We start from the raw sequence: 25,470 nt of genomic DNA, 5'->3' as shown, positions 1-25,470 counted from the left end.
GTGCGGGACCATGACAAGCACCGACGGCGTCGACCCCGTCCGACTGCTCCAGCAACTGATCCGTGAACCTTCGGTAACACCCGAGGCGCATGGCGCTCTCGAGGTGCTCGATGCGGTGCTGACGCCGCTCGGCTTCACGTGCGAGCGGGTGCGATTCGAAGGCGACGGCTCCTACCCGGTCGACAACCTGTTCGCGACACGCGGCGAAGGCGGCAAGCACCTGCTGTTTGCCGGGCATACCGACGTGGTGCCGCCGGGCGATAGCGCAGCCTGGCGACATGCGCCGTTTGCGGCCGAGATCGTCGACGGCACACTCTACGGGCGTGGCGCGGCGGACATGAAGTCGGGGATCGCAGCGTTCATTGCGGCGATCGCGCGGGCGCCCGAAGCGGGGCGCATCTCGCTCGCCATCACCAATGACGAGGAAGCCGATGCGGTCAACGGCACCGACAAGCTGATGGCCTGGGCGGACGCCCAGGGCCACCGCTTCGATTTCGCCATCGTCGGCGAGCCGAGCGCCACCGCCCGGGTGGGCGACAGCATCAAGGTGGGGCGGCGCGGCTCGCTCAACGGGCAGATCCGGGTGACAGGGACGCAGGGCCATGTCGCCTATCCCGACAAGGCCAACAACCCGCTGCCGGCGGCGGCGCTGCTGATCGGGGCGCTGACCGGCAAGCTCGATGACGGCACCGAGCATTTCCCGCCGTCGAACCTCGAATTCACCTCAGCCGATGTCGGCAACGAGACCACCAATGTCATCCCGGCCTCGGTGTTGCTGCGCTTCAATGTGCGCTATAACGACCGCTGGACGCCGGAGAGCCTGATCGCCGCCATCGAGGAGGTGATCGGCAACCAGGATCTGCGCGGCTGCACGGCGGAATTCACGATCGTCGGTCGCCCCTCCCGCTCGTTCCTGTCGCCGCTCGGCGGCGGAGTGGAGACGCTGATCGAGACGATCGCCCGGCGCACCGGCATCCCACCCGAGCTCTCCACCGGCGGCGGCACCTCCGATGCCCGCTTCATCGCCGATTATTGCCCGGTGGTGGAGTTCGGCCTGCCCGGCCCGACCATGCACAAGGTGGACGAGAACGTCCGCGTCGCCGATGTCGAGGAACTGACGGCGCTCTATGCGCAGTTCATCGCCGACTATCTGGCGGCGCCGTGATGGCCAACGGTTTTCTCGGCGCGGTCGGCGCGGCCACCCAGGCGGTGTTCGGCCGGACACCGGAGGCCGCCGAAGCGGCACGGCAAGTGAGCTGGACCTACGCCGTCGCCGGTATCGTCGTGATGGTGCTGCTGCAAGCCATCCTGCTGGTGGTGCCGTTCGCCGGTGCCTTGCCGGAGGCGTTGCGCGCGGTGATCGATTTCGCATTGCTGGCGCTGGTGATGACGGCGGTGCCGTTCGCGGTCACCGGTGGCGCCGGCCTGCTGCTCGACAGGCGCAACAGCCTGCCGGCGCTGTTTCTGTTCCTTGCCCTGGTGCTGGCGCTGAGCCAGCTGATCGGCATCATCCTCGGCGCGGTCGGGGTCGGCGCCGGCACCGCGATGCTCGGCATTCTCGGCTATTTCTCGGCACGGGCCAGCCGAAGCCTGTTCGGCGTCGGCTGGGGCATTGCGATCCTGATCGGCGCGCTGGTGGCGATCGGCAGCTTCGCCGCGAGCTTCCTATTGCTGGCATTGCCGACCGGCCAAGCGATGCTGGCGACGCCGTGAACGCCTTCGGCGAGCTGTGGCGCGCCATTATCGGCTGGCTCGACCTCTTGGCGGCGCGCCCGGACAGCGCCGAAAAGTTCAACCTCAGCCGCCTCGGCCTGGTCAACGCGACCGGCTGCTACCTCGCCGTGGTGATGGCGCTGATCGTCGTCGAAAGCGCCCTGAGCGGCTTTCCGGGCTGGCCGACTGTCGGGCTTGGGGTGCTGGCCAATGCGGCATGGCTGGGAACGGTCTGGGCCGTGATCTGGGTCACCGCCAGGGTGGTGCGGGGCTCGGCGATCGCCATGGCGGTGCCAGCCAGCTACGCGATGGCCTTCACCTTGGGGCTGTCGCTGCCGCTCGGCTACCTCGCCGGCCCCAACATCGTCACCGGCATGCTGGGCGTCTTCGGCTTCATGCTGTTCCGTGTGGCGCGTCAGATCGGCAAACTCAATTTCGGCATTTCTGCCGCGTTTGCCATTCTTTCTATCGTCGCGCTTGCCGCTGTCCGAGTCGGGCTCTACATGCTGACCACCGGTATGCAAGGGATCGGCTAGTGCCTGAACGCAGCAACGATATCTGGGACGAGGTGGCTTCGGCCGCCCGCGGCGTTGCGGCGCTGGTGATCGGCGATCGCCGCGCCGGCAGCTATTTCGATTTCTCCGATCGCGGTCTCGTCGGCAGCTTCATCGCTTTCCTGGTGGTGGCGCTGATCAACACCGCGGTGCCCCTGGTGCTGGGCATCCCGGGGGCGAGCGGCACGGTGTTCCGTGCCGTTGCGACGGTGATCATCGTGCTGGCGCTGCAGATCGGCGCGGCGGCCATCGTGCTCCGGCAGCTGAAGCGCCCCGATGCGCTGGTGCCCTATATCGTCGCCGACAACTGGGCCACCTTCTTCCTGACCATCGCCACGACAGTGCTGGGCCTCACCGGCATAGGCGGCGAACTGCTGATGGTCGTGACCGGCATCGTGATCATCATCGTCATGGTGAACATTGCACGGCTCATCCTGACGCTGACCGCGTGGCAGATCGTGACGTTCCTCGTGGCGCAGCTGATCAGCGGCATCGTCGCGCTGATGGTGCTGACGGTGATCTTCCCGCTATCGGCAGACCAGCTGGCCGAACTGGGCACTGCGGCGGCTAATAATCGACCCTAGTCAGATACAACCCGTCCGGCGGGGCCAGCGGGCCGCAGCGGGCACGATCGCGCGCGTCGAGCGCCGCCCGGAAGTCGCGCGGCTGCCATTTGCCGTCGCCCACCAGCTTCAGCGACCCCACCATCGAGCGGACCTGGCTGTGCAGAAAGCTCCGCGCCTTGGCGATGACGACGATCATTTCGGCCTGTGGCGATACGCTGAAGATGTCGAGCGTGCGCTCGGGGGAATTGGCCTGGCATTCGGCGGCACGGAAGGTAGTGAAATCGTGCCGGCCGAGGATCAGTTGCGCCGCCGCGTGCATCGCCTCGACATCGAGCGGCACCGGCACGTGCCAGACCCGTCCCATATCGAGGCCGGGCCGGGCGCGGCGGTTGAGGATGCGGTACTCGTAGTGCCGGGCGGTGGCGGAGAACCGCGCCTCAAAGCTGTCGTCGACGCGGTCGACGGTAAGGATCGCCACCGGGTGCGGCTTGGTGTGATAGTTCAGCGCTTCGCGCACCTTGAACGGATCCCAGTCGCGCTCGAGGTCGAAATGCACCACCTGGCCGAGCGCATGGACCCCGGCGTCGGTGCGCCCGGCGGCCTGGGTGACGACGCCTTCGCCGCTGAAGCGCTCGATCGCCTCCTCGAGCAGTTGCTGCACGGAGAGATCGTGCGCCTGCCGCTGCCAGCCGCAGAACGGGCGACCGTCATACTCGATGCTGAGGCGGTAGCGGGGCATCTACGATACCCACCCCGACCACCGGGTCGTTCCCGCAAAAGCGGGAACCTCCGTTTGCGATGCCGGCAAAAAAAACAGAGGTCTCCGCTTTCGAGGGGATGACACCGAAGGTTTGGAAGCTGCAGAGCGCACCCTTTAACCCGCCCGCTCCGGCAACGCCCCAGCCCCCCGCAGGAAGGTCGCCGCGTCCATGGCGCCCTTGCCCTCGCGCTGCACCATGGTGAGGCGCACGGCGCCGGCGCCGCAGGCGATGGTGAGTTCGGGCAGGATGGTGCCTGGGGCGCCCTGCCCCGCAACCAGCGTCGAGCGCAACGCCTTGATGCGGGTGGGCGTGCCGTTGAGGGCAAGCTCGAACCAGGCGCCGGGGAACGGCGAGAGGCCGCGGATCAGATTGTGCGCGTTGCTGGCGGGCTTCGTCCAATCGATGCGGGCTTCGGCCTTGTCGATCTTGGCGGCGTAGGTCACGCCAGCTTCAGGCTGCGGGGTGAAGTGCAGGCTGCCGCGATCGAGCGCGGCGAGGGCCCGCCCCATCAGGTCGGCGCCCACCAGCATCATCTTGTCGTGCAGTTCCCCCGAGGTCATGTCGGGGCCGATGGGCATTTCCTCGATCAGCCCGACGGGACCGGTGTCGAGCCCTTCATCCATCTGCATCACCATGACGCCGGTGCGGGTGTCGCCAGCCATCACGGCGCGCTGGATTGGCGCGGCGCCGCGCCAACGCGGCAGGAGCGAACCGTGGAGGTTCAGGCAACCGAGCCGCGGCGCCTCGAGAATCGGCTTGGGCAGGATCAGGCCATAGGCGACGACCACCGCCACATCTGCATCGAGCGAGGCGAACACCTCCTGCTCGGGCGCTTGCTTCAGGCTGCGCGGGGTAAAGACGGGAATCCCGAAACTTTCGGCGGCTTCATGCACCGGCGACTTGCGCTCGGCCTGGCCCCGGCCCGCGGGCTTCGGTGCGCGCGTATAGACGGCGACGACCTCATGGCCGGTGGAAACGATCTCGGTGAGGGTGGGCACGGCGAATTCCGGCGTGCCCATGAAGATGATTTTCAGTTGAGGAGCTCCTCTTCTTTCCCGCTCCCCTCAGGGCGCTACCGCGTCCCTAGGAGGGAAAGGGTGCCCGAAGGGCGGGTGAGGGGAAGTTCAGCCAAACGGCCCCTCATCCGTCTCGCTGCGCTCGCCACCTTCTCCCTCAAGGGGAGAAGGAAGAGGGCTTCGCCCTGCCCAGCGCGCTTCAAGCGCGCTTCGACAACCGCTCGGCCTTCTGGAACTTCTTCAGCACGCGGTCGCGCTTCAGACGGCTGAGATAGTCGATGTAGAGCACGCCATCGAGGTGATCGAGCTCGTGCTGCACGCAGACCGCAAGGCGGTCCTTGGCATCCAGTTCGATCTGCTTGCCGTCGAGGTCGGTGTAGCGGACCGTGACCTCGGCCGGACGCTCGACATCATAGTAGAGCTCGGGGATCGACAGGCAGCCTTCCTCGGTGGTGACCGTCTCGTCGGAATATTTGAGGATTTCCGGGTTCACCATCACCAGTGGCGCCGGCTCCTCGCCTTCCTTGGCGAGGTCCATTACCACGATGCGCTTCAGCTCGCCGATCTGCGGCGCGGCGAGACCGATACCCGGCGCGTCGTACATGGTTTCGAGCATGTCCTTGGCGAGCTGCTTGATGCCATCGTCGATCTTCTCGATCGGCTCTGCAATGGCGCGCAGGCGCTCGTCGGGCAGGATCAGGATGGGGCGCTTGGCCATGAACGTTCAGTCCTTCATCGGGGGTTGCCGCTGAATATGGTATTTCCCGGGCGCGGGTCAACGGCCAGCCGGTTGACGCGCTGTTTACCCCAATTGCGGCGCCGAAGAACAATGCGAGAACAGCACGCTCGAATCGTGTAAGCTCGTGCGATGGATCGTGTGCTTTTCGTCATCGCCGACGTCCCCGTCACGCTGGAGATCGCCGCCTATGCGGCCGTGGGCCTGGTGGCTGCGCTGCTGGTCGCGCTGCTCGTCGTGGTGATACGGCAATCGCGCGCCAGGGCGGAAGAGGCCTGGCAGCGGGCCGAGGAAGCGGCCGCGGCTCAGCTCAGGGCGCAGGAAACCGAGCGCTATATCGCCGACATGCTGCGCGTTCAGTCGGAGATGACCGGCCGGATGCAGACGATGAGCGAGATTTTCGGCTCGCGCACCTCCGACCTGGCGCGACTGGTGAACGAGCGGCTCGACAGCCAGGGCCAGCGCATCGGCGCCGCCATGCAGGAGAGCAACCAGAAGACCAACGAGAGCCTCAGCAAGCTGCAGGAACGGCTGGCGGTGATCGATCGGGCGCAGTCCAACATCACGCAGCTCAGCCAGAACGTGGTGTCGCTGCAATCCATCCTCGCCAACAAGCAGACCCGCGGTGCTTTCGGGCAGGGGCGGATGGAGGCGATCATCGGCGATGGCCTCGCGCCGAATTCCTATGCGTTCCAGGCGACGCTCTCCAACGGCAGCCGGCCCGACGCGCTGGTCTACATGCCGAACGGCGCGCCCTCGCTGGTAATCGACGCCAAGTTTCCGCTCGAAAGCTGGCAGCGCTTCACTTCCGCCGCCGAGGGCGAGGACCCGCGCTTTGCCGCCTCGGGATTCCGCAACGATATGGGCGTCCACATCAAGGCGATCTCCGAAAAATACCTGATTGCCGGGGAGACCGCCGATACGGCGTTCCTGTTCGTGCCGTCGGAATCGATTTTCGCCGACCTGCACGAGCATTTCGAGGATGTGGTGCAGCGGGCGCTGAAGGCGCGCATCGTCATCGTCTCGCCCTCGATCCTGATGCTATCGATCCAGGTGGTGCAGGCTCTGCTGCGCGACGTGAAGATGCGCGAGGAGGCCTACCGGATCCAGACCGAAGTGCGGGCGCTGCTCGCCGATGTGGGCCGGCTGGACGAGCGGGTGCGGAAGCTCCAGACGCATTTCACCCAGGCCGCCGGAGACATCGGCGACATCGTCACCTCCTCGACCAAGATCGTGAAGCGGGGCGAGCGCATCGAGGCGATGGAGTTCGACGACGCGCGGCCGGAGCAGCGCCTCGCCGGGGAGTAGTCCCGCACAGGCGGGACTACCGGGACGCCACGGCGCGGGCATTCACCCGCCATGGAGAATGCAGACGGGCTGTCATTTTCGCCATCGCAACGGATCGACGATCGGTCGCGGCAATGGCGGCAAGCCAATGTCGCGCCGCAGCCTGTCAGGGAGCGGCGGCTCGCGGCGCAGTTTCCCCCACTCGATCCAGGCTCGCAGCCGGTTTCGCCAACCGGAGCGACGGGGAGCGGGAGAGGTGGTCTCGGATTCTGTCATGAGCAAAGCAGGCGCCCGGCGCCTGCCTCCTGGTTAGAGGGAAGGCGCCAGCGAACGAAAACGGCCCTCGGCCCGGCGGTGTCCGCCGGCCCTTGGGCCTCGACGTCGTAGCGATGTGGTTAGAGGTGCGCCGGCAGGCGGCGGCTAGGACCTATCGTCGGCGCATCACGAAACTCGCGGACATGGGTCCCTTCCTCCTGGGCCTACGGCAATGAATGCCATGGACCTCAGGAAGCTAGGCGGCCAGTCCGCTCGGCGCAAGGGCCGCCTGGAGATCGTCGGGGAACCCGCCCTGAAAAACGCGTCGCCTTAGCCGGCGAGAGCGCGCAGCTCCGTCGGCGGGTTGCTGTCGAGGAACTTGCTGCGCCCTTCGGTCAGCGCCGCGAAGCTCCGGATGTCCTCAGGACGGCTCAGCAGATAGCCCTGGGCGGTCTGGCAGGTTTCGTTCTTGAGAAAGACCAGCTCCTCGATACGCTCGACGCCTTCGGCGACTACCGGGACGTTGAGGCCGCTGCCGAGCCCGAGCACGGCGCGGACGATGGCGGCCGACTGATCGTTGCTGTCCACCGAGCGGATGAAGGACTGGTCGACCTTGATCTTCGAAAACGGGAAGGCGCGGAGGTTGGCCAGCGAGGAGTAACCGGTGCCGAAATCGTCCATGGCGATGCGGACGCCGAGCGCCCGGATCTGCCGCAGCGTCGTCACTGCCCGGATCATGTCGCGGATCAGCGCCGTCTCGGTGATCTCCACCTCGAGCCGCGAGGGCGACAGGCCGGTGCCAAGCAGGACCTCATGGACGGTCTGCGCGAAAGCGGGAGAGTGCACCTGCACAGCCGAGACATTGACGGCCACGGACAGCGGTGACTGCCAACGGGCCGCCTCGCTGGCCGCGGTGCGCAGCACCCATTCGCCGATCTGCAGGATCAGCCCGCTTTCCTCGGCCACCGGAACGAAGACCGAGGGCGGGATTTCGCCGCGCTCCGGGTGCTTCCAGCGCACCAGCGCCTCGAAGCCGGTCACTTCCCCGGACTGGACGTCGACCTGCGGCTGATAGACCAGGCGCAGCTGGTTGCGCGACACGGCGTGACGCAGGTCGTGCTCGAGCATGCGACGGTCCCGTACCTCGGCGCCCATGGCATTCTCGAAGAAGCGGTAGATGCCGCGCCCGTCCTGCTTGGCGCGGTAGAGCGCGGTGTCGGCATGAGTCATCAGGTGCTCGGCGGTGTCGGCATTGTCGGGAAACAATGCGATGCCGATGGAAGCCGAGATCAGCGCGCCACTGCCCGACTGCTCGTTGCTGCGGCGGAAGGCATCGAGGATCTGCTCGGCGATGCGGCCGGCGCGGGCCGGCGTGCCAATGTCGCCGAGGAGGACGGCGAATTCGTCGCCACCGAGGCGCGCCGCGTCACCTACCCCTTCGATGGCACCCAGCAGGGCCTGGCCGACGCGCTGCAGCAAGGCATCGCCGGCGGCGTGACCGAACAGGTCGTTGACCTCCTTGAAGCGATCGAGATCGAGGCAGAGCACGGCGAAGGTCTGTTCGTGACGCCGGGCATGGCTGATCTCATCCTCCAGCTTGCGCGAAAAGTTCACCCGGTTGGGGAGGCCAGTCAGCGCATCATGGTGGGCGAGGAAGCGGATGTGCTGCTCGGCCTGCTTGCGGGCAGACAGGTCGCGAACGGCGATCGCCTGATGGGGCTGGCCGGCAAAATCGACCTGACGGAGGATGACTTCGGCCGGCACCACGCCGAACGCGGTCTTCAGATCCGTCTCGATGGCGACGTTGGGGCGTTCGACCAGCATCGAACAGACGGGTGAGCCGAGGAACTCGGCGAGCTGGCGGCCGGTGACGGCCGACTGCGGCCGGTCGACCAGCGACAGGAAGCTTTGGTTGGCGGTGACGATCTCGCCGTCGCGCGCCACCAGCAGGCCCTCGACCGCGGCATCGGCGAGACCGCGCATGCGATCGCTTTCAGCCAGCGTGCGGCGACGATCGAGCAGATCGAGATAGGAGCCGCCCAGCGCGAACATCAGGATCATCACCGATACCAGCGCGACGACGATCGACAGCCATTGCGGCGTTTGGTCCTCAGCCGAGACGATGGCGAAACAGTTCTCCAGTCCCGCCGCCCCCATGGCGGTGAAATGCATGGCGCAGATCGCGAGGGTGAGCAGGATCGTGGCGCGGATGCGGTGACGCAGCGTGTGTCCGTTCACCGCGAAGTAGATCGACGCGCCGGCAAAGACGATACCGAACAGCACCGAGGCGATGACCAGCGGCGACGACCAGGCAATGGCGCCGCCGATCAGCAGCGCGGCCATGCCGGTATAGTGCATCGAGGCGATGCCGACGCCGATGATGACGCCGCCCAGTACGGAATCGGAGGCGCGGGTGCCGAGCGCCGCAAACCACAGCCCGCCGCCGACGATCAGGATGGCGATGCTCAGCGACACCAGGGTGAGCGGCAGATCGTAGCCGACCGGCATGCCGGCGTGGAACGACAGCATGGCGACGAAATGGGTCGCCCAGATGCCGAAGCCGACCGACACGGCGGCAATGGCCAGCCAGACCCGCTGCATGATGCCGGCAGTTCTGCGGGCATGGGTCAGGAGGGTGATGCCGGCGAAAGCGGAGAGCGAGCAGACGATCGCGGCAAGAACCACCAGGCGGAGGTCGTGTTGCTGCAGCAAGGTGGTGAGAACAGTTTCCAAGATGGCGGGTCCTTCTGGAGCCAATGCCGTCAGCTCTCGCGGGCCACTGGTAAAGAGAGTCTTGCCGCGCACATGGTGGAATACGCTTAGGCCGCTCACGTCTCGATACGACGTGAACGAAGGCTTAAGATGGATGGCGAACCGCTTCCGGGTCAGCGCGTTATGCCCTTGGAAGGGAGTAAGGCGATGACCACCAACCACCATTTCCGCGGACTGATCGCTGAAGACATGCCGGCCGGCAATGACGGCGACCTGCCCGGCTTTGCGCAGCCGGTGAGCCAGGCCGAGATCGAGGAGCTGCTCTATGGCGATGACTGGCCCGCGCCGGAGCGGCTGGCGCGGCTGCTTTCGATCCGCGACGAACTGGGCAATCTCGAAGCTACCGATTTCGGCGACGACGACCCGCGGCGGCTGATCGGCGCGATCGACGAAGCGGTCGCGCAACTGCGCGACGCGCAGGGCGAGGGGATGGACCCGACCTCGGTGGATCATGACCCCACGGCGCATCGCGAGACGCTGTCGCCCGACTCCGACGAACTGGAAGCGATCGAGGCGGGAGACAAGGCGTCGCTCGATGATGAGCCGGAAAGCGCGATCGACAAGAGCCAGTGGATCGACGGCGATGGGTCGGACCGCTAGTCCCGTCTCTCAGAGAGAGATGACGATGCCGCCAATTCCGTCTTCTAGAGCGAGGTACGCGCTTTCAGGGCCTGGCTGAGCGTACCTTCATCGAGATAGTCGAGTTCGCCGCCCACCGGTACGCCATGCGCCAGCCGGGTGATCTTGATGCCGCTGGGGGCCAGGCGGTCGGTGATGTAGTGGGCGGTGGTCTGCCCCTCGACCGTCGCATTGACGGCGAGCACGATCTCGGAAAACTCCGGCGCGCGGCGCAGCAGGGCATCGATCGACAGGTCGTCCGGTCCGACGCCATCGAGGGGCGACAGCACCCCGCCGAGCACGTGGTACTTCACCGCTCCGACCCCGGCGCGCTCCAGCGCCCAGAGATCGGCGACATCCTCGACGACGATCAGGAGGCCGCTGTCGCGGCGCGGATCGGCGCAGATGTGGCAGGGCGAGCGGGTATCGACGTTACCGCAGGTTTCGCAGACGGTCACGGCTGCCACGGCGCGATCGAGCGCCGCCGACAGCGGGATCATCAGCTGTTCCTTCTTCTTGATCAGCTGCAGCACGGCGCGCCGGGCCGAACGCGGCCCCAGCCCCGGCAGACGCGCCAGCAGCAGGATCAACTGTTCGATCTCGGGTCCGCCGTTGGCCATGGTTAGTGCACGGCAATCGGCAGTCGGCAGTCGGCAGTCGGCATGCCGTGCCAAAACATGCCGGGCGTTTGATCGCCGTCAGCCGACTGCCGACTGCCGACTGCCGACTGCCGTTGTGCCAATTGCCGCATCCTCAAAACGGGAACTTCATGCCCGGAGGCAGCGGCAGGCCGGCGGTCATTTCCTGCATCTTGGCGTTCATCTCGTACTCGGCCTTGCCCTTGGCATCGTTGTGCGCGGCAAGGACCAGGTCTTCGAGCACCGAGACGTCGTCGGAAACGAGGCTGGGGTCGATCTTCAGCCCCTTCATCTCGCCCTTGCCGTTGAGCGTCACCACCACCAGGCCACCCCCGGAGCGGCCTTCGACGGTCATCTCGGCGACCTTGTTCTGGAACTCCTCCATCCGCCCCTTCATCTCCTGGGCGGCCTTCATCATTCCCATCAGATCTTTCATTCGTCGTCTTCCTCATCGCTGTCGCGGTTCATCATGTCCGCGTAGGCTTCGATCGGGATTTCTTCGTGCTTGATCCGAGGCGGCAGCAGCTTGGCCCCCGGGAAGGTGTCAAGGATGGCCTGCACCAGCGGGTCTTCATGCGCCTGCTGGCGCACTACCTCCTGCCGCTCCTCGCGCTGCTCCCGCATGGTCGGCACGTGCTGGGCATCGGTCTTGAGGGTGATCATCCACTGCCGGTTGGTCCACAGCTTCAGCTTGGCGCTGAGGGTCTGGATGATCCCGGGGTCGGCATTGGGGACGAGCGCCACCTCGAGCCGGCCATCGCCGATGGAAACCGGGCGGAGCGAGCTTTCAAGCGCATGCTTGACGATCAGGTCGCGCTTCTCGCCGGCCAGCGCCACCAGGTCGGCATAGCTGCGCGGGTTGGCGAAGACCTGGGCTTGCGGCGCCGATTGCGGGATAGCCTGCGGGGCCGGAGCGGCATCGAAGCGAGGGGCGACCTGGGGCTGGTATTGGAGGGCGGCGGACGGGCCGCCACCACCACCATTGCCGCGCGCCACGGGCGCCGATTGGGGTTGGGCCGGCGGCGGCAGGTTGCCGAGCTTGGCGATCAGCTCGTCCGGGGTGGGCAAGTCGGCGGCATAGGCGAGGCGGACCAGCACCATCTCGGCAGCCTGCAGTGCGTTACCGGCCTGCTGCACTTCGTCATAGCCCTTGAACAGAATCTGCCAGGTGCGGCTCAGCGCCCGCATGCCGAGCTTCTGCGCCAGCTGGGCGCCACGGGTGCGCTCGTCGGGGGTGAGCGACACGTCATCGGCGGCGGCCGGGACGACTTTGATACGGGTGACCAGGTGGGTGAAATCGCAGAGGTCGGCAATGATGGTCTGCGGGTCGGCACCGGCGTCGTAGAGCTCGCGCAGGTTGGTCAGCGCGTCGCCGATGCGGCCGGCCATCAGCGCCTCGAACAGGTCGATGGTGCGGGCGCGGTCACCGAGGCCGAGCATGGCCTTGACGGTGGCGGTGGTCACCTTGCCGTCGCCATGGCTGATCGCCTGGTCGAGCAGCGACTGGTTGTCGCGCACCGAGCCCTCGCCGGCCCGCACGATCATCGCCAGCGCTTCAGGCTCGTAGCCGATATTCTCGCGCCCAAGCAGGTCGATCAGGTGCGCGGTCATGATCTCGGGCGGCACGCGGCGCAGGTCGAAGCGCATGCAGCGCGACAGGATGGTGACCGGGACCTTCCTGATCTCGGTGGTGGCGAAGATGAACTTCACATAGGGCGGCGGCTCTTCGAGCGTCTTCAGCAGCCCGTTGAAGGCCGCAGTCGAGAGCATGTGCACTTCGTCGATGATGTAGACCTTGTAGGGCGCCGAGACGGGCCCGTACTTCACCGAGTCGATGATCTCGCGGATGTCGTTGATGCCGGTGTTCGAGGCAGCGTCCATCTCGACCACGTCGACATGGCGGCCCTCGATGATGGCGCGGTCGTGGATGCCTTCCTTGTCGAAATCGAGCGTCGGATGTCGGCCGGTCTCATCCTCGTAGTTGAAGGCGCGCGCCAGGATGCGGGCGGTAGTGGTCTTGCCCACGCCGCGCACGCCGGTGAGGATGAAAGCGTGGTGGATGCGACCCGACTTGAAGGCGTTCCTGAGCGTCTGCACCATCGCATCCTGGCCGATGAGCTGGGCAAAGCTCAGCGGCCGGTACTTGCGGGCGAGCACCAGGTAGGGCGACTTCGCCGCGCTAGCGGCGGGCGCAGGGGGATCGTCTGGGAACATTCCGTCAGCCATGGAGAGCATATAGCCATCGCGGGCCCGGATCGCAAAAGCTCATGCCATCAAAGCGGCGGCGCCAGGCGAGAAAGATGTGGGAAGTAGGAGGCTGGCAACGACCCGTGAAGGTCTCGTTGGGGCTGCTACCTTCCGGTCCTGACCCGGTTGGCGAGGAACACGTCCGCACCAACCTCCCGCTCGCTATATGGCGCGACATTGCGGCGATGGCAAGATGCAACCCTCGCCTGCCTGCCATCGTTATTCGGCGGGTTCCAGGCAGGAGACGAACATGATCGCCAAAGGCAGCAGCGACGAAGCAGAAGCCCGGCGCTACATTGCCTTATGGCAGGGCATGATCCGGCACTGGAACACCATGGCGGACGAGTATCGCGATGCCGGGCGCGGCCGGAAAGCGGCAAGCGAAATGCTGCTGCAGGAAGCCGAACGCACACGGCATACCATCCGCAAGGCACTGGAACTGTGCGACACGCTGGCCGACAATCTCGCCCCCGGCCATGATCTGCGCCGGGACCTGTTACTGGCGGAAGGGGCACTGGAAGCGTTGAGCGAGAGCATCGCGATTTCGATCGAGCAGTTGGAGCCACGGATCGAAGCGGGGCGGAATGTTGCCGGACTCAGGTACCTGCTGAGCGCGCTGAAGCAGGATGCCGGGCTGCAGGACGAGCTGCCGGCCGGGTCTCGGCACTGAACGCGTCCCTCAGACCTTGTTAACAAACTGGGGCGCATTCTAACGACTTCACGAGCCTGAAGGAGGCTTGTCATGTTGAAGTCAGTCCGCGTTCCCCACGAACTCATTGCGCTCAGCCAGATGCAGCGGGCCTCGATCCGAGAAGTCGGCGCGCCGCTCTACCTGCCGGCGTTCGAGCACCAGATCCTCGAAGCCGAGGCCCGTCGCGAAGAGGACAAGACCGCCGATCTCGATTGGGGCGTTGAAGCCGGTGGCCTCACGGTCGGAGCCGAAGAGGACGACGACTTCTACTGATCCCTGCCTCGGCATCAGGCTTCGACGGCCTCACGAGCGGACATCAGGCGGCGGGAGCCGCCTTGTAGACGCCCAGCACGTGGAAATGGTCGGTGAAGAATCTCAGCTCCTCGAAGGCGAGCTGCACCGAACGATCCGACGGATGGCCCTCGATGTCGGCGTAGAACTGGGTGGCGGTGAATGAGCCGTCGAGCATGTAGCTCTCGAGCTTGGTCATGTTGACGCCGTTGGTGGCAAAGCCGCCCATCGCCTTGTAGAGCGCCGCCGGCACGTTGCGCACCCGGAAGACGAAAGTGGTCTTGATCTTGCCCGCGTCGGGAGCGGGCTCTTCCGCCTGGCGCGAAATCACCAGGAAGCGCGTGGTGTTGTGCGCCGCATCCTCGATGTTCTGGGCGAGGACGCTCAGGCCGTAGACCTCGGCAGCGAACAGCGAAGCGATGGCGCCCACCGATTTGTCGCCCTTTTCGGCGATCTCGCGCGCCGACCCAGCGGTATCGACGCCGTTGATGGTCTTGAGTTTATGCTTCGAAATGAATTTGCGGCACTGGCCGAGCGCCACCGACAGCGACTGCACCGCCTTGATGTCATCGAGCGTCGCGCCCGGCACGCCGAGCAGGTTCATTTCGACCCGCAGGAAGTGCTCGCCGGTGATGAACAGGCCGCTCTTGGGCAGCAGGTGATAGATGTCGGTGATGCGGCCATAGAGCGAGTTCTCGACCGGCACCACGCCGAATTCGGCATCGCCGTTCTGCACCGCGGCGATGGTATCCTCGAAGGTGGTGCAGGGGAGCGCTTCGTCGCTCGGAAACAGCGCATGTGCCGCCGCATGGCTGAAGGCGCCGGGCTCACCCTGGAACGCGATCTTTCTGGACATGTGCTGTGGCTCCCGACCGGTCTGACGTGTGCGGCGGGATCGCCCTGGAAAGTCTCTGAACCTTCCCCGGGCCCGCTCGACGCGCGCCTTAATGCGACCCGGTTGGCGGCAAGTCAATGTTGAGGGAAATCATCCTGTTTCCAGTGAAGCAGAATCGTCTGCGGTTGCACCGCACGTCTGCGCCAAGTGCCTGTTTTGTCGCGGGATCGAATCGGAAAGGTCTGCAACCTTCCTGATCTCGCTCTGATGTCGCAGTTCGCTTCTGCCCCGTTGCACCACAGGTAGGGACAGACTATCTTCCGCCCGCGTCGGGACAGGGCTTGAAGCGCCGGGGTTGGCCAGCTATGGCCTATCGCTGTTCCGCCGTTCATCAAACCGGCGTCAAAGGCTGAAGATACCCGCGATGGATTCGTTCGAACTCAACAAGATCATTGGCGCCGTTCTCGGTACCCTCCTGTTCGTCATGGGCGTAGGGTTCCTGGCAGAGGCCGTCTATCACCCGATCGAAGGTCGCGGGCCGGGGCTGACCCTGGCGGAAGCCGAACCGGCGGGCGATCATGGCGGCGGCGCCGCTGAGCCTGCCGCTCCGGAAGTGCCGCTTGGCGTGCTGTTGGCCAGCGCCGACGCGACGGCCGGCCAGGCCGCGGTGAAGAAGTGCTCGAGCTGCCACAATTTCGGTGAGGGCGAATCCAACAAGACCGGCCCGCTGCTCTATGGCGTCGTCGGCCGCGTCGAAGGCAGCCACGAAGGCTTCGCCTATTCGGACGGCATGCTGGCCCACAAGGCCAATGGCGACACCTGGACGTATGAAAACCTCAACGCGTTCCTGACCTCGCCCAAGACCTATACCCCGGGCACCAAGATGAGCTTCGCGGGCGTCAAGGACCCCAAGGAGCGCGCCAACATCCTCGCCTACCTGCAGACGCTGTCGCCGAACCCGGTGCCGTTCCCGGCTCCGGAAGCTGCGCCGGCCGCCGAGGGCGCCGCGGCTCCGACCGAGGGTGCAGCTCCCGCCGACGCCGGCCCGACGCAGGGCGATGCGGTGGCGACCCCCAGCGAGACCCAGAGCGAAACTCCGGTACAGGGGACCTCGACCACCAGCGGTCCCGACGGCGGCGCAGCAACGGTACCCGCCGTACCTGCCGCCCAGTAGGGCCGGGCTACGGCCAGCTGATTTCCGAGCCGCGCCATTGGTGCGGCTCGTTTGTTTTGGGGAGACGACGATGACCTTGCTGCTGCACCTCGCCGATTTCAACGAACGCCGCTGGGCCGATGGCTTTGCCGCCGCCCTGCCCGGCCGCAAGGTGGTGACCCGGGCCGACAGCTACGACCCCGACGAGGTCGAGTACATCTTCATCTGGAAGCCCAAGCCCGACGCCTTCGAAGGCCTTACCAAACTCAAGGCCATCCTGTCGCTGGGTGCCGGCGTCGATGCGTTGCTGCGCAACCCGTCGCGACCCAGGGACGTGCCGATCGCCCGGTTCATGGATGAAGACCTGGCGCAGCGCATGAGCGACTATGTGGTTTCGCAGGTGACCATGCACCAGCGGCTGATGACACGCTTCAAGCGCGACCAGGCGGCACGGCAGTGGCGGCAGCTCTACCCGGCACCGGCCTGGGACGCGACGGTTGGCATCATGGGCCTGGGCCAGCTCGGGCTTGACGCTGCTCGGCACCTCAAGGTGTTCGGCTATAAGCTCCGCGGCTGGAGCCGGACCGCCAAAGCGGTCGAGGGCGTCGAGGTTTTCACCGGCTCCGAGCAGTTCGATGCGTTCCTTGCCGGCACCGACATCCTCGTCAACCTGCTGCCGCTGACCGCCGAGACGCAGGGCATCCTCAACTACGACACGTTTTCGAAGCTCAGGCGCGGCGGCATCGACAATGAGGGTCCGGTGGTGATCAACGCGGCGCGCGGCGGGCACCAGAAGGAAGCCGATATCGTGCGGGCGCTCAACGATGGCACGCTGAAGGCGGCAAGCCTCGACGTGTTCGAGGTGGAGCCGCTACCGCAGGACTCCCCGCTCTGGGAGATGGACAACGTCTACATCACCCCGCATATCGCGGCCGCCTCGAGCGAGCGCACCGGCGTCGCCTATTTCTCCAAGGTGATCAGGGATCACGAGGCCGGGCTGCCGCTGCCCAACGTGATCGATTTCGGCCGGGGGTATTGAGACGGGCGGTACGACGCGGACGCTGGTTGCTGTGGCCCCCCACCCCTGTCCCCTCCCCGCAAGGGGGAGGGAGACCCTCACACCGGCATCGCGGCTCCATCGTCTCCCTCCCCCTTGCGGGGAGGGATCAAGGGGGGGTCAGCAAGCGCCGGCGGCTCGTCTAGCGTGGGGAGCGAGCCCTACAGCTTCAGTTCCCAGTACTCCCCGACCAGATCCTTGCCGAAGCTATGGTGCGGCTTGCTCTCGGTCAGGGTGAAGCCGGCCGCAGCGTAGAGCTTTCGGGCCGCCACCAGGCTTGCCTGGGTCCATAGCCGGATCTTGCTGTAGCGCCTGTCGCGGGCGAAGCGGACCACCTGTTCGACCAGCAGCTTGCCCACCCCGAGCCCGCGTGCCTCGGGCTCGACATAGAGCAGGCGCAGTTGCGCCACGCCCTGGCCGGCATCCACGACGAACACCGAGCCGATGAGCTTGCCATCGCGCTCAGCAATCCAGCAGCCATCGGTTGAAGGGTCGAACTCGGCAAGGAATTTGCCGCCGATTTCTGACGCCAACGCCTCATAGCTGCCATCCCAGCCGTACTCGTCGGCATAGAGGCGCGACTGGCGGGCGACCACATGCGCGACATCGCCGATGCGATGCGGCCTGAGGATGATGGAGGCGGCCGGGTCCTCGTTTTCCAGGAGGCGGGCGATGGTCTGCATGGCGGACACCAGCTCAGCGCGCGCGGTTTCGGACAGCGGGCTGATGAGATCGGCAATGGCGCCATCGGCCGCCGCTTCGACCTGGGCCGCAGCCTTGTCGCCGTCGGCGGTGAGCGCCAGCTGGTTGCGACGCCTATCCGAGATGCTGGGCGATACCGCCACCAGACCGTCGGCGACGAACTTCTGCAGCATGCGGCTCAGATAGGCCGGATCGACCCCCATCGACCGCGCCAGGTTGGCGCCGTTGGTATGGCCGGCCGCCGCGAGCTCGTAGAACAGCCGGCTCTCGGCCGGGCTGTAATCGGTCTTCGAGTAGTGCTCGTCGAACAGCCCCAGCCAGCGCGCAAAGGCACGGTTGAAGCGGCGAATCTCGGCAATCTGCGTGGCATCCATGATGGACGAGATAGGCCATCATATCGTTGATTTTGTCAACGATATCGTTGCTTGAGGTAACCGTAGACGGCGCGGATACCCTGATCGGTCCCGCCGAACGGGCGCCCCGGCTTGGCTTCCGGGGCCCAGCCATAGATATCCAGATGCGCCCAGGCCTTCGCCTGTCTGACGAAGCGCTTCAGAAACAGTGCCGCGGTGATCGAACCGGCAAAGGCGCTGGCTCCGGCATTGTTCACGTCGGCGATCTTGGAGGCAATCATCGCATCGTAGGGGGCCCAGAGCGGCATCTGCCAGAGCGGATCGTCTGAGCTCGCGCCAGCGGCCATCAGGTCGCGCGCCAATGCGTCATCGGTGGCATAGAGCGGCGGCAGGTCGGGGCCGAGGGCCGAGCGGGCAGCGCCGGTGAGGGTCGCCATGTCGATGATCAGCTCCGGGCTTTCCTCGTCGGCCAGCGCCAGCGCATCTCCCAGGATCAGCCGTCCCTCGGCATCGGTATTGCCGATCTCGACGGTCGAGCCGTTGCGGGCGCGCAGGACGTCGCCAGGGCGGAAAGCCGGGCCGGAAATGGCGTTCTCGACGATCGGGATCAGCACCCGCAGTCGCACCCGCAGCCCGGCATCGATGATGGCGTGGGCCAGGCCGAGGATATTGGCGGCGCCACCCATATCCTTCTTCATCAGCAGCATGCCGGCCGACGGCTTGATGTCGAGCCCGCCGGTATCGAAGGTGACGCCCTTGCCGACCAATGTCACCTTGGGGTCCTTGGCCCTGCCCCAGCTGAACTCGACCAGCCGCGGCGCCTCGGCGGCCGCGCGACCGACGGCATGGATCATCGGGAAGTTCTGCTTGAGCAGTTCGTCGCCGACGATCACCTTGATCTCCAGCTTGTGGCGCTTGCAGAAGGTGCGGATTTCCTTTTCGAAGGCGTCGGGGCCGAGATCGTTGGCCGGCGTATTGATCAGGTCGCGCGCCAGGAACGCCGCCTCGGCGAGACGGGTGACCTCGGCCGCATCGGCGCCCTCCACGGCATCGAACTCCACCGGGTCGCGCGGTTTGCGATAGCGCTCGAAGCGATAGGCGCCGAGGCGCAAGGCGAGCGCCGCCAGCGTCGGATCGCCGAAACTGCCGGCCAGCCGGTATCTGCCCGGCTCCAGCGCGGCGGCGGCCTGGCCGAGGATCAGCGCCGGCCGGTCGTCGGCCTTACCGGTGCCGAACAGATAAGCGCTGATCGCGCCGCCTTCTCCCGGCAGCGCCAGGAGCCGGCCGCGCTGGCCGGCAAAACCGTTTGCCGTGGCCCAGCGCCGTTCGGCCGCGCCGAGGCTGTCGGGGAGCGCATCCTGCTCCACGATAATGAGGGGCAGCGACTTCGACTTGGCCATTTGGGCGAGATCCGTTGCGAGAGCGGGATACATTGGCTTACGCCGCCCGCAGCGTCGTGGCAACGGCTCGAAGTCGAGCCTTAACCCCCTATTAGGGTTAATCAATTATTGCTGCTTGGTGGGCTCGGGAATTGCCAGTCGCATTGCCCAAGGAAGTGTTTCGTGTCGCTCCGCCTGATCCAGACCAACCTGAAGCCGCTGCGCGCTCTGCTGCTTGTCGGCGCCGCCGCGCTGGCCCTGTCAGCTTGCGCCGCCAACCCGATGACCACCGGCAGCATCGGCGATCCAACGCGCGGCGGTCAACCGCTGGACAAGAAGCAGGCGGCGCTGGCGCAGCTTGCGGCGCACTACAAAAAATCGCCGGGCGACAGGGCGACGATCATTTATTACGCCGCGGCGCTGCGCGCCAACGGCCAGAACGAGCAGGCCGTGGCGGTGCTGGAGAGCGGCGTCGCCAGGTTCGGGAACGATCCGGAGGTGCTGGTCGGCTACGCCAAGGCGCTGTCGGCGCTCGGCCGCTTCGACCAGGCGCTCAACGTGCTCGAACGGGCGATCAATCCGACGGCACCGGACTGGAATGCCCTCCTGGTCAAAGGCGCCATCCTCGACCAGAGCGGGCGCAATGAAGAAGCGCGCGCAGTCTACGCGCAGGCGCTCAAGATCGCCCCCGAGCAGGCGTCGCTGCACGCCAATCTCGGCCTCTCCTATTCGATGACCAACGAACTCGACAAGGCCGAGGCCGAGTTGCGCATCGCGGTGAAGCTACGCGGCGCCAACAGCCAGATCCGCCAGAACCTGGCGCTGGTGGTCGGCCTGCAGGGCCGGTTCGACGAGAGCCGGGCACTGTTTGCCGCCGAGTTGCCACCCGACCAGGTGGAGGCCAACATGTCCTACATCCGGGCGCTGCTGACGCAGCAGAACCGCTGGGATGCAGTGAAGGGCGCGGGCTGAAAAGGCCAGCAGCGAATAGCGAATAGGAACAGGGCGCCTCTTCGGCGCCCTGCTGTCTGCTTGCTATTCGCTACTCGCTATTGGCTTCCCATCAGCCGCCGCCGCTGAGAAAGCCGTTCGAGAATACGCGGATCATCGCCGGCGACAGGATGACGATGAACAGCACCGGCAGGAAGAACACGATCAGCGGCACCGTCAGTTTTGGCGGCAGCGCCGCAGCCTTCTTTTCGGCTTCCATCATGCGCGCCTCGCGACCTTCCTCGGCCATGACGCGCAGGGCCGAACCGACCGAGGTGCCGTGGCGTTCGGCCTGGATCAGTGCCTGCATCACCGACTTGACGTTGTCGAGCCCGGTGCGGCGCCCGAGGTTCTCGTAGGCGCGGGTGCGATCCTCGAGGAAGGCCAGCTCCGCGGTCGTCAGGGTCAGTTCCTCGGCGAGCTCGACGCTCTGCGCGCCGATTTCCTTGGCGACGCGCTTGAGCGCATGCTCGACCGACATGCCGGCTTCGACGCAGAGGAGCACCAGATCGAGCGCATCCGGCCAGGAGCGCTTGATCGACTGCTGGCGCTTGATGGTCTTGTTCTTGAGCAGGACGCTCGGCAGATAGGCACCGATCAGCGCCACGCCAAGCGCGTAAACCGCGTTCAGCCACAGCGGCTTGTCGGCAAACACGGACAGCGCGAGATAGGCGAAGGCCAGAACGAACAGCACCAGGGGCGTGACGAAGCGCAGAAACAGGAAGGTGGTCATCGCCGCCTGGCCGCGATAGCCGGCGCGGGCCAGCTTCTCGGCGGTGCTTTCATCCGCGAAGGCCTTTTCGAGCGAGAAGCGCTCGACGACGTTCTTCATGTAGTCGCGCCCGGCCGCCTGGCGGATGCTGCGCGGCTGGTCGCCGCCGGCGCCGCTGCCGCGCAGGCGCGCCATTTCTTCGGCCCGCAACTTCTCCCGCTCGAGCGCTACCCGCTTGATGCGCTGGCGCATCTGCGAGTTTCCGGAAAAGAAGGTGGCGCCGATCGAGAACACCACGGCGGCCGCCGCGACGGCGGCGAGCACGGCAACGAGGAACTGCGTGTTGGTCAGCGTAGCGACGAGGTTGTCCATCGGCTGCCCCTAGATATCGAACTGGATCATGCGGTTCATGATGAACCCGCCGAGGAACATCATGATCGCCGCAACGCCCAGCATGATGTTGCCGATCGGCGTCTGGATCAGCGGCAGCAGGTAGGTGGGCGTGGTCAGCGAGACGAGGAAGGCGACGATGATCGGCAGCGAGCCGATGATGCCGGCGGAGGCCTTGGCTTCCGAGGACATCGCCTTCACCTTGGCCTTCATCTTCTTGCGGTTGCGCAGCACGCGGGACAGGTTGCCCAGGGCTTCCGAGAGGTTGCCGCCGGCCTGGGCCTGCACGGTGATGACGACGATGAAGAAATTGACCTCAGGCAGCGGCACCCGCTCATAGAGGGTGAGCACCGCCTCCTGGATGGTCTTGCCCACCGACTGCTGATCGAGCACGCGCTGGAAATCGGTCTTGATCGGCTCCTTGGCCTCCTTGGCCACCAGCCGCATCGAATCGTTGAGCGGCAGGCCGGACTTGACGCCGCGCACGATCGCCTCGACCGCGTTGGGCAACTCGTCGAGAAAGGCATTCTGGTATTTCTTGCGCCGGCGGGCGACATACATGCGCGGCAGCAGGTAGCCGCCGGCGACAGCGAAGACCAGGCAGTAGATCAGTTCGAGCTGCAGCACGAAGCAGACGACGAACAGGATCAGGCCGAGAATCACCGAGTTGCGGATGAAGGCGCCGCGCTTGAGCTTCATGCCGGCCTGATAGAGCTGGTCCTGCAGCGGCACGCGCTTCTTGCGCTTTTCCAGCACCGCGGTCTGGGCCCGCAGCGTCTGCTGGATCTCCTTGCGCCGGCTGTCGCGAGTGCGCGCGGCGTCGGCATTGCGGCGGTTGGCCTGGATGTCGCCCTGCAGCGCCTTCATGCGCTTGTCGGCGCGACTGCCGCCCATGAGGGCCGGCGCCAGCGCGAAACCGGCGGCCCCCACGGCGACGGCGGCGAGCACGGCGAGGATCAGCGGGGTCATCACAGCGGCCTATGCACCGAGGATCTCGTGCTGCTCGACGTTGGATTTCTCCAGCGCCTCGACGAGATTGGCCTCTTCGTTGAAGTAGCGGGCGCGCTCGGTGAAGTTCGGCTTGGTGATGCCGGTCGAACGATGCCGACCGACCAGGTTGCCGTTCGAGTCTTCGCCGAGGATGTCGTAGAGGAAGACGTCCTGGGTGACGATCACATCGCCTTCCATGCCCAGCACTTCAGAAATGTGGGTGATGCGGCGCGAGCCGTCACGAAGACGGGCGGCCTGCACCACCACGTCGATCGAGGAGACGATCATTTCGCGGATGGTGCGGCTGGGCAGCGAGTAGCCGCCCATGGTGATCATCGACTCGAGGCGCGACAGGGCCTCGCGAGGGCTGTTGGAGTGAAGCGTGCCCATCGAACCGTCATGGCCGGTGTTCATCGCCTGCAGCAGGTCGAACGCTTCGGGGCCGCGCACTTCGCCCACGATGATGCGTTCCGGGCGCATGCGCAGGCAGTTCTTGACCAGGTCGCGCATGGTGATCTCGCCCTCGCCCTCGAGGTTGGGGGGGCGGGTTTCCAGCCGCACCACGTGTGGCTGCTGCAGCTGCAGTTCGGCCGAGTCCTCGCAGGTGATGACGCGCTCGTCCTTCTCGATGAAGCCGGTGAGGCAGTTGAGCAAGGTGGTCTTGCCCGAACCGGTACCGCCGGAGATCAGGATATTGGCACGGACGCGGCCCAGGATGCGCAGCACTTCGGCGCCTTCGGGCGAGATCGAGCCGTACTTGACCAGCTGCTGCAGCGTCAGCTTGTCCTTCTTGAACTTGCGGATGGTGAGCGCGGCGCCGTCGATGGCCAGCGGCGGGGCGATGACGTTGACGCGCGAGCCATCCGGCAGACGGGCGTCGCAGATCGGCGAGCTCTCATCGACGCGCCGGCCGACCTGGCTGACGATCCGCTGGCAGACGTTCATCAGGTGGGCGTCGTCGCGGAAGCGGACATTGGTGAGCTTCACCTTGCCGCCCACCTCGATGTAGCATTTCTGGCTGCCGTTCACCATGATATCGGCGATATCGTCGCGGGCCAGCAACGGCTCCAGCGGCCCGTAGCCCAGCACGTCGTTGCAGATGTCCTCGAGCAGGTCTTCCTGCTCGGAAATCGACATGATGATCGACTTGAGCGCGATGATCTCGGCGACGATGTCGCGGATTTCCTCACGCGCCGATTCCTGCTCCATGGTGGCGAGCTGGCTCAGATCGATCGAGTCGATCAGCGCGTTGAAGATCGCCGACTTGGTCTGGAAATATTCCTTGTCCCGCGCCACGGCCTCGGGGCTGCGCACGTCGAGCACGCCGCCATCGTCGGGTGGCCGTCGCGTGTTGTCGGCCTGTCGCGCCAGCTCCTGCCGGGGCGCGGCGACCACGGGTGCCGTCGCCGGTCGGGCCGACTGGGCCGCGCCGGGAGTGTTGCCGCCGAAACTGGTACGCTTGCCGAACATCTAGGACGGGCCTTTCAGGCGCGCTTCTTCATGAAGGACGGGAGCTTCAGCCCCGGCTTCCTGGAGGCACTCTTTTCAGGGGCGTTGCGGCCGGTGACGTGCATGCCGATGGCTCGGAACACCTCGTTGGCGCGGTTGTTGGCGGCGACTTCGGCAATCATCTGGCCGTTATTGGCGGCTGTGCCGAAGGTCGCGGCATCGAAGCCGATCTGGCCGAGCAGCCGGCACTCCACCGAAGTGGCGAATTCGGCGGCGGCGATCTCGGGCCGGCGCGGCATACCGACCTTGTTGATCACCAGCAGCGGCTCACTCTCGGCCGGGCGCAATGCCTTGATGGTGTCAGAGAGGTTCTTGGCGTTCCTGAGGTTCGCCAGATCCGGCTCGGCGACGATGATCACCTCGTCGATGGTCGCAATGGTGTGACGGACCCAGGCGCTCCAGATATGCGGGATGTCGAGGATGACGACCGGCGTGGATTTCTGGCTCAGCTCGACGATCTGCTCGAACTCGCGCTCCTCGAAATCGAAGGTGCGGTCGAGCACCACCGGAGCGGTGAGCAGGTTGACATGGTTGGCCGCTTTGCTGGCCAACCGGTCGAGCAGGGTCTGGTCGAGCTTGGCATTGGAGCCGACGGCGTCGGCGATGCCGTGCGGCGGATCCTGGTTGAAGTTCAACCCGGCAGTGCCGAAGGCGAAGTCGAGGTCGAGGATCAGCGTATCCTGGCGAAGCGTCTGGCTGACTGCCCAGGCGACATTGTGCGAGACGGTGGAGCCGCCCGCGCCCCCCTTGGCCGAAATGAAGCCGATGGTCCGCCCGATCGGCGCAGCGCCCTCGGCGGCGAACAACTCGCTGATCGCCGAGACGATCGACTGGGCCGAAGCCGGCAGCACAATGTATTCCGAAACGCCTGAGCGGATCAGTTCGCGATAGAGCAGCACGTCATTGACGTGGCCGAGCACGATCAAGCGAGTGGATGCATCGCACACTTCGGCCAGCCGCTCGAGCGCCAGGGGGATCTGCTCGGGCTGCAGCGAGGTCTCGACAATGATGAGGTTGGGCGTCGGATTGGACTTGTAGGTCTCGACGGCGCCGTCGAGGCCGCCATTATGCGTGGTGAGAGCGACCTTCGACATGCGGCGGTCATGCACCGCGGACTCGACCAGTTGCGCCGTCTGCGAGTGCTCACAGAACGCCTGGATGGTGATGCGCGGGATCAGCCGCGCGCCGGCGGCGATCTCGAGCGCCGGCTCGTCGGCCTGCCTGGCGTTGTCGCGGGAGAGGAAACTCATGACTA

The 25,470-nt window shown here is 65.9% G+C and carries 25 protein-coding genes and 1 other RNA gene; 11 read left to right on the top strand and 15 right to left on the bottom strand.

The window, feature by feature from the left end; genetic code table 11:
* The first annotated feature begins 10 nt into the window (after window positions 1-10).
* From dapE to APS40_RS14765, 4 genes are read left to right on the top strand one after another with little or no spacing between them, the layout of a single operon-like run.
* The gene (dapE, locus tag APS40_RS14780) at window positions 11-1,165 is read left to right on the top strand and encodes a succinyl-diaminopimelate desuccinylase (RefSeq protein ID WP_055047781.1); all 1,155 of its coding nucleotides are present in this window, start codon (window positions 11-13) and stop codon (window positions 1,163-1,165) included.
* Window positions 1,165-1,713, top strand: coding sequence for a hypothetical protein (locus APS40_RS14775; RefSeq protein ID WP_055047780.1), 549 nt, complete (start codon window positions 1,165-1,167; stop codon window positions 1,711-1,713). Before dapE ends, APS40_RS14775 begins: the two co-directional genes overlap by 1 nt.
* Window positions 1,710-2,249, top strand: coding sequence for a hypothetical protein (locus APS40_RS14770; protein WP_055047779.1), 540 nt, complete (start codon window positions 1,710-1,712; stop codon window positions 2,247-2,249). Before APS40_RS14775 ends, APS40_RS14770 begins: the two co-directional genes overlap by 4 nt.
* A complete protein-coding gene (locus APS40_RS14765) occupies window positions 2,249-2,851 on the top strand; it encodes a hypothetical protein (RefSeq protein WP_055047778.1) in 603 nt (200 codons plus the stop codon). The genes APS40_RS14770 and APS40_RS14765 overlap by 1 nt, the downstream gene beginning before the upstream one ends.
* Here APS40_RS14765 and truA read toward each other — a convergent pair.
* The 3 genes from truA to def form a co-directional block, all read right to left on the bottom strand.
* Window positions 2,835-3,572, bottom strand: coding sequence for a tRNA pseudouridine(38-40) synthase TruA (gene truA, locus APS40_RS14760; protein WP_055047777.1), 738 nt, complete (start codon window positions 3,570-3,572; stop codon window positions 2,835-2,837). The two genes, APS40_RS14765 and truA, sit on opposite strands and share 17 nt — an antisense overlap.
* 135 nt (window positions 3,573-3,707) lie before the next feature.
* Window positions 3,708-4,628: a methionyl-tRNA formyltransferase gene (gene fmt, locus APS40_RS14755; protein WP_055047776.1), complete on the bottom strand. Its 921-nt coding sequence runs from the start codon at window positions 4,626-4,628 to the stop codon at window positions 3,708-3,710.
* 181 nt (window positions 4,629-4,809) lie between these two features.
* Window positions 4,810-5,328, bottom strand: coding sequence for a peptide deformylase (def, locus tag APS40_RS14750; RefSeq protein WP_055047775.1), 519 nt, complete (start codon window positions 5,326-5,328; stop codon window positions 4,810-4,812).
* A 150-nt stretch (window positions 5,329-5,478) separates the two neighbouring features.
* On the opposite strand from def, the gene APS40_RS14745 reads away from it, so the two are divergent.
* The gene (locus APS40_RS14745) at window positions 5,479-6,654 is read left to right on the top strand and encodes a DNA recombination protein RmuC (protein WP_055047774.1); all 1,176 of its coding nucleotides are present in this window, start codon (window positions 5,479-5,481) and stop codon (window positions 6,652-6,654) included.
* Window positions 6,655-7,218: 564 nt separating this feature from the next.
* Here APS40_RS14745 and APS40_RS14740 read toward each other — a convergent pair.
* Complete coding sequence (locus tag APS40_RS14740) at window positions 7,219-9,621, bottom strand: bifunctional diguanylate cyclase/phosphodiesterase (protein WP_055047773.1); 2,403 nt, start codon at window positions 9,619-9,621, stop codon at window positions 7,219-7,221.
* 186 nt (window positions 9,622-9,807) lie between these two features.
* Between APS40_RS14740 and APS40_RS14735 the strand changes: the two genes are divergently transcribed.
* Window positions 9,808-10,260 (top strand): hypothetical protein, encoded by a 453-nt coding sequence (locus APS40_RS14735; protein ID WP_055047772.1) that lies wholly within the window; start codon window positions 9,808-9,810, stop codon window positions 10,258-10,260.
* A gap of 44 nt (window positions 10,261-10,304) precedes the next feature.
* Here the strand turns inward: APS40_RS14735 and recR are convergent, their stop codons facing one another.
* The 4 genes from recR to ffs form a co-directional block, all read right to left on the bottom strand.
* Entirely contained in the window at window positions 10,305-10,898 is a 594-nt protein-coding gene (recR, locus tag APS40_RS14730) for a recombination mediator RecR (RefSeq protein ID WP_055047771.1), read from the bottom strand.
* A 133-nt stretch (window positions 10,899-11,031) separates the two neighbouring features.
* Window positions 11,032-11,352 carry a YbaB/EbfC family nucleoid-associated protein gene (locus APS40_RS14725; protein WP_055047770.1) on the bottom strand — a complete coding sequence of 107 codons (321 nt, stop codon included), beginning with the start codon at window positions 11,350-11,352 and terminating at the stop codon, window positions 11,032-11,034.
* Complete coding sequence (locus APS40_RS14720; protein ID WP_055047769.1) at window positions 11,349-13,130, bottom strand: DNA polymerase III subunit gamma/tau; 1,782 nt, start codon at window positions 13,128-13,130, stop codon at window positions 11,349-11,351. The genes APS40_RS14725 and APS40_RS14720 overlap by 4 nt, the downstream gene beginning before the upstream one ends.
* A 93-nt stretch (window positions 13,131-13,223) precedes the next feature.
* Window positions 13,224-13,321, bottom strand: an RNA gene (gene ffs, locus APS40_RS24540) — signal recognition particle sRNA small type.
* A 92-nt stretch (window positions 13,322-13,413) separates the two neighbouring features.
* On the opposite strand from ffs, the gene APS40_RS14715 reads away from it, so the two are divergent.
* Both APS40_RS14715 and APS40_RS14710 read left to right on the top strand, forming a co-directional pair.
* Window positions 13,414-13,833: a hypothetical protein gene (locus APS40_RS14715; protein WP_055047768.1), complete on the top strand. Its 420-nt coding sequence runs from the start codon at window positions 13,414-13,416 to the stop codon at window positions 13,831-13,833.
* Window positions 13,834-13,905: 72 nt separating this feature from the next.
* On the top strand, window positions 13,906-14,127 hold the full coding sequence (locus APS40_RS14710; RefSeq protein WP_055047767.1) for a hypothetical protein: 222 nt from the start codon (window positions 13,906-13,908) through the stop codon (window positions 14,125-14,127).
* A 43-nt stretch (window positions 14,128-14,170) separates the two neighbouring features.
* On the opposite strand, the gene APS40_RS14705 is transcribed toward APS40_RS14710, so the two are convergent.
* Window positions 14,171-15,001 carry a prephenate dehydratase gene (locus tag APS40_RS14705; protein ID WP_055047766.1) on the bottom strand — a complete coding sequence of 277 codons (831 nt, stop codon included), beginning with the start codon at window positions 14,999-15,001 and terminating at the stop codon, window positions 14,171-14,173.
* Between the two features lie 403 nt (window positions 15,002-15,404).
* Here APS40_RS14705 and APS40_RS14700 point away from each other — a divergent pair, with 403 nt between their 5' ends.
* Both APS40_RS14700 and APS40_RS14695 read left to right on the top strand, forming a co-directional pair.
* Window positions 15,405-16,154: a c-type cytochrome gene (locus APS40_RS14700; protein WP_082434424.1), complete on the top strand. Its 750-nt coding sequence runs from the start codon at window positions 15,405-15,407 to the stop codon at window positions 16,152-16,154.
* 70 nt (window positions 16,155-16,224) lie between these two features.
* Window positions 16,225-17,172 carry a 2-hydroxyacid dehydrogenase gene (locus tag APS40_RS14695; RefSeq protein ID WP_055047765.1) on the top strand — a complete coding sequence of 316 codons (948 nt, stop codon included), beginning with the start codon at window positions 16,225-16,227 and terminating at the stop codon, window positions 17,170-17,172.
* A gap of 179 nt (window positions 17,173-17,351) precedes the next feature.
* Here the strand turns inward: APS40_RS14695 and APS40_RS14690 are convergent, their stop codons facing one another.
* Window positions 17,352-18,266 carry a helix-turn-helix domain-containing GNAT family N-acetyltransferase gene (locus APS40_RS14690; RefSeq protein ID WP_055047764.1) on the bottom strand — a complete coding sequence of 305 codons (915 nt, stop codon included), beginning with the start codon at window positions 18,264-18,266 and terminating at the stop codon, window positions 17,352-17,354.
* A 35-nt stretch (window positions 18,267-18,301) separates the two neighbouring features.
* Entirely contained in the window at window positions 18,302-19,678 is a 1,377-nt protein-coding gene (locus APS40_RS14685) for a M17 family metallopeptidase (RefSeq protein ID WP_055047763.1), read from the bottom strand.
* Between the two features lie 129 nt (window positions 19,679-19,807).
* On the opposite strand from APS40_RS14685, the gene APS40_RS14680 reads away from it, so the two are divergent.
* The gene (locus APS40_RS14680) at window positions 19,808-20,596 is read left to right on the top strand and encodes a tetratricopeptide repeat protein (protein WP_055047762.1); all 789 of its coding nucleotides are present in this window, start codon (window positions 19,808-19,810) and stop codon (window positions 20,594-20,596) included.
* A gap of 91 nt (window positions 20,597-20,687) precedes the next feature.
* On the opposite strand, the gene APS40_RS14675 is transcribed toward APS40_RS14680, so the two are convergent.
* From APS40_RS14675 to APS40_RS14660, 4 genes are read right to left on the bottom strand one after another with little or no spacing between them, the layout of a single operon-like run.
* Window positions 20,688-21,698 (bottom strand): type II secretion system F family protein, encoded by a 1,011-nt coding sequence (locus tag APS40_RS14675; protein WP_055047761.1) that lies wholly within the window; start codon window positions 21,696-21,698, stop codon window positions 20,688-20,690.
* 9 nt (window positions 21,699-21,707) lie between these two features.
* A complete protein-coding gene (locus APS40_RS14670) occupies window positions 21,708-22,685 on the bottom strand; it encodes a type II secretion system F family protein (RefSeq protein ID WP_055047760.1) in 978 nt (325 codons plus the stop codon).
* 9 nt (window positions 22,686-22,694) lie between these two features.
* Window positions 22,695-24,176 carry a CpaF family protein gene (locus tag APS40_RS14665; RefSeq protein ID WP_055047759.1) on the bottom strand — a complete coding sequence of 494 codons (1,482 nt, stop codon included), beginning with the start codon at window positions 24,174-24,176 and terminating at the stop codon, window positions 22,695-22,697.
* A 14-nt stretch (window positions 24,177-24,190) separates the two neighbouring features.
* Window positions 24,191-25,465 carry an AAA family ATPase gene (locus tag APS40_RS14660; RefSeq protein ID WP_055047758.1) on the bottom strand — a complete coding sequence of 425 codons (1,275 nt, stop codon included), beginning with the start codon at window positions 25,463-25,465 and terminating at the stop codon, window positions 24,191-24,193.
* Between the last annotated feature and the right edge of the window lie 5 nt (window positions 25,466-25,470).

This window comes from Devosia sp. A16 (genome assembly GCF_001402915.1).
Taxonomy (GTDB): Bacteria; Pseudomonadota; Alphaproteobacteria; order Rhizobiales; family Devosiaceae; genus Devosia_A.
This window is presented reverse-complemented; position numbering and strand designations above follow the sequence as displayed.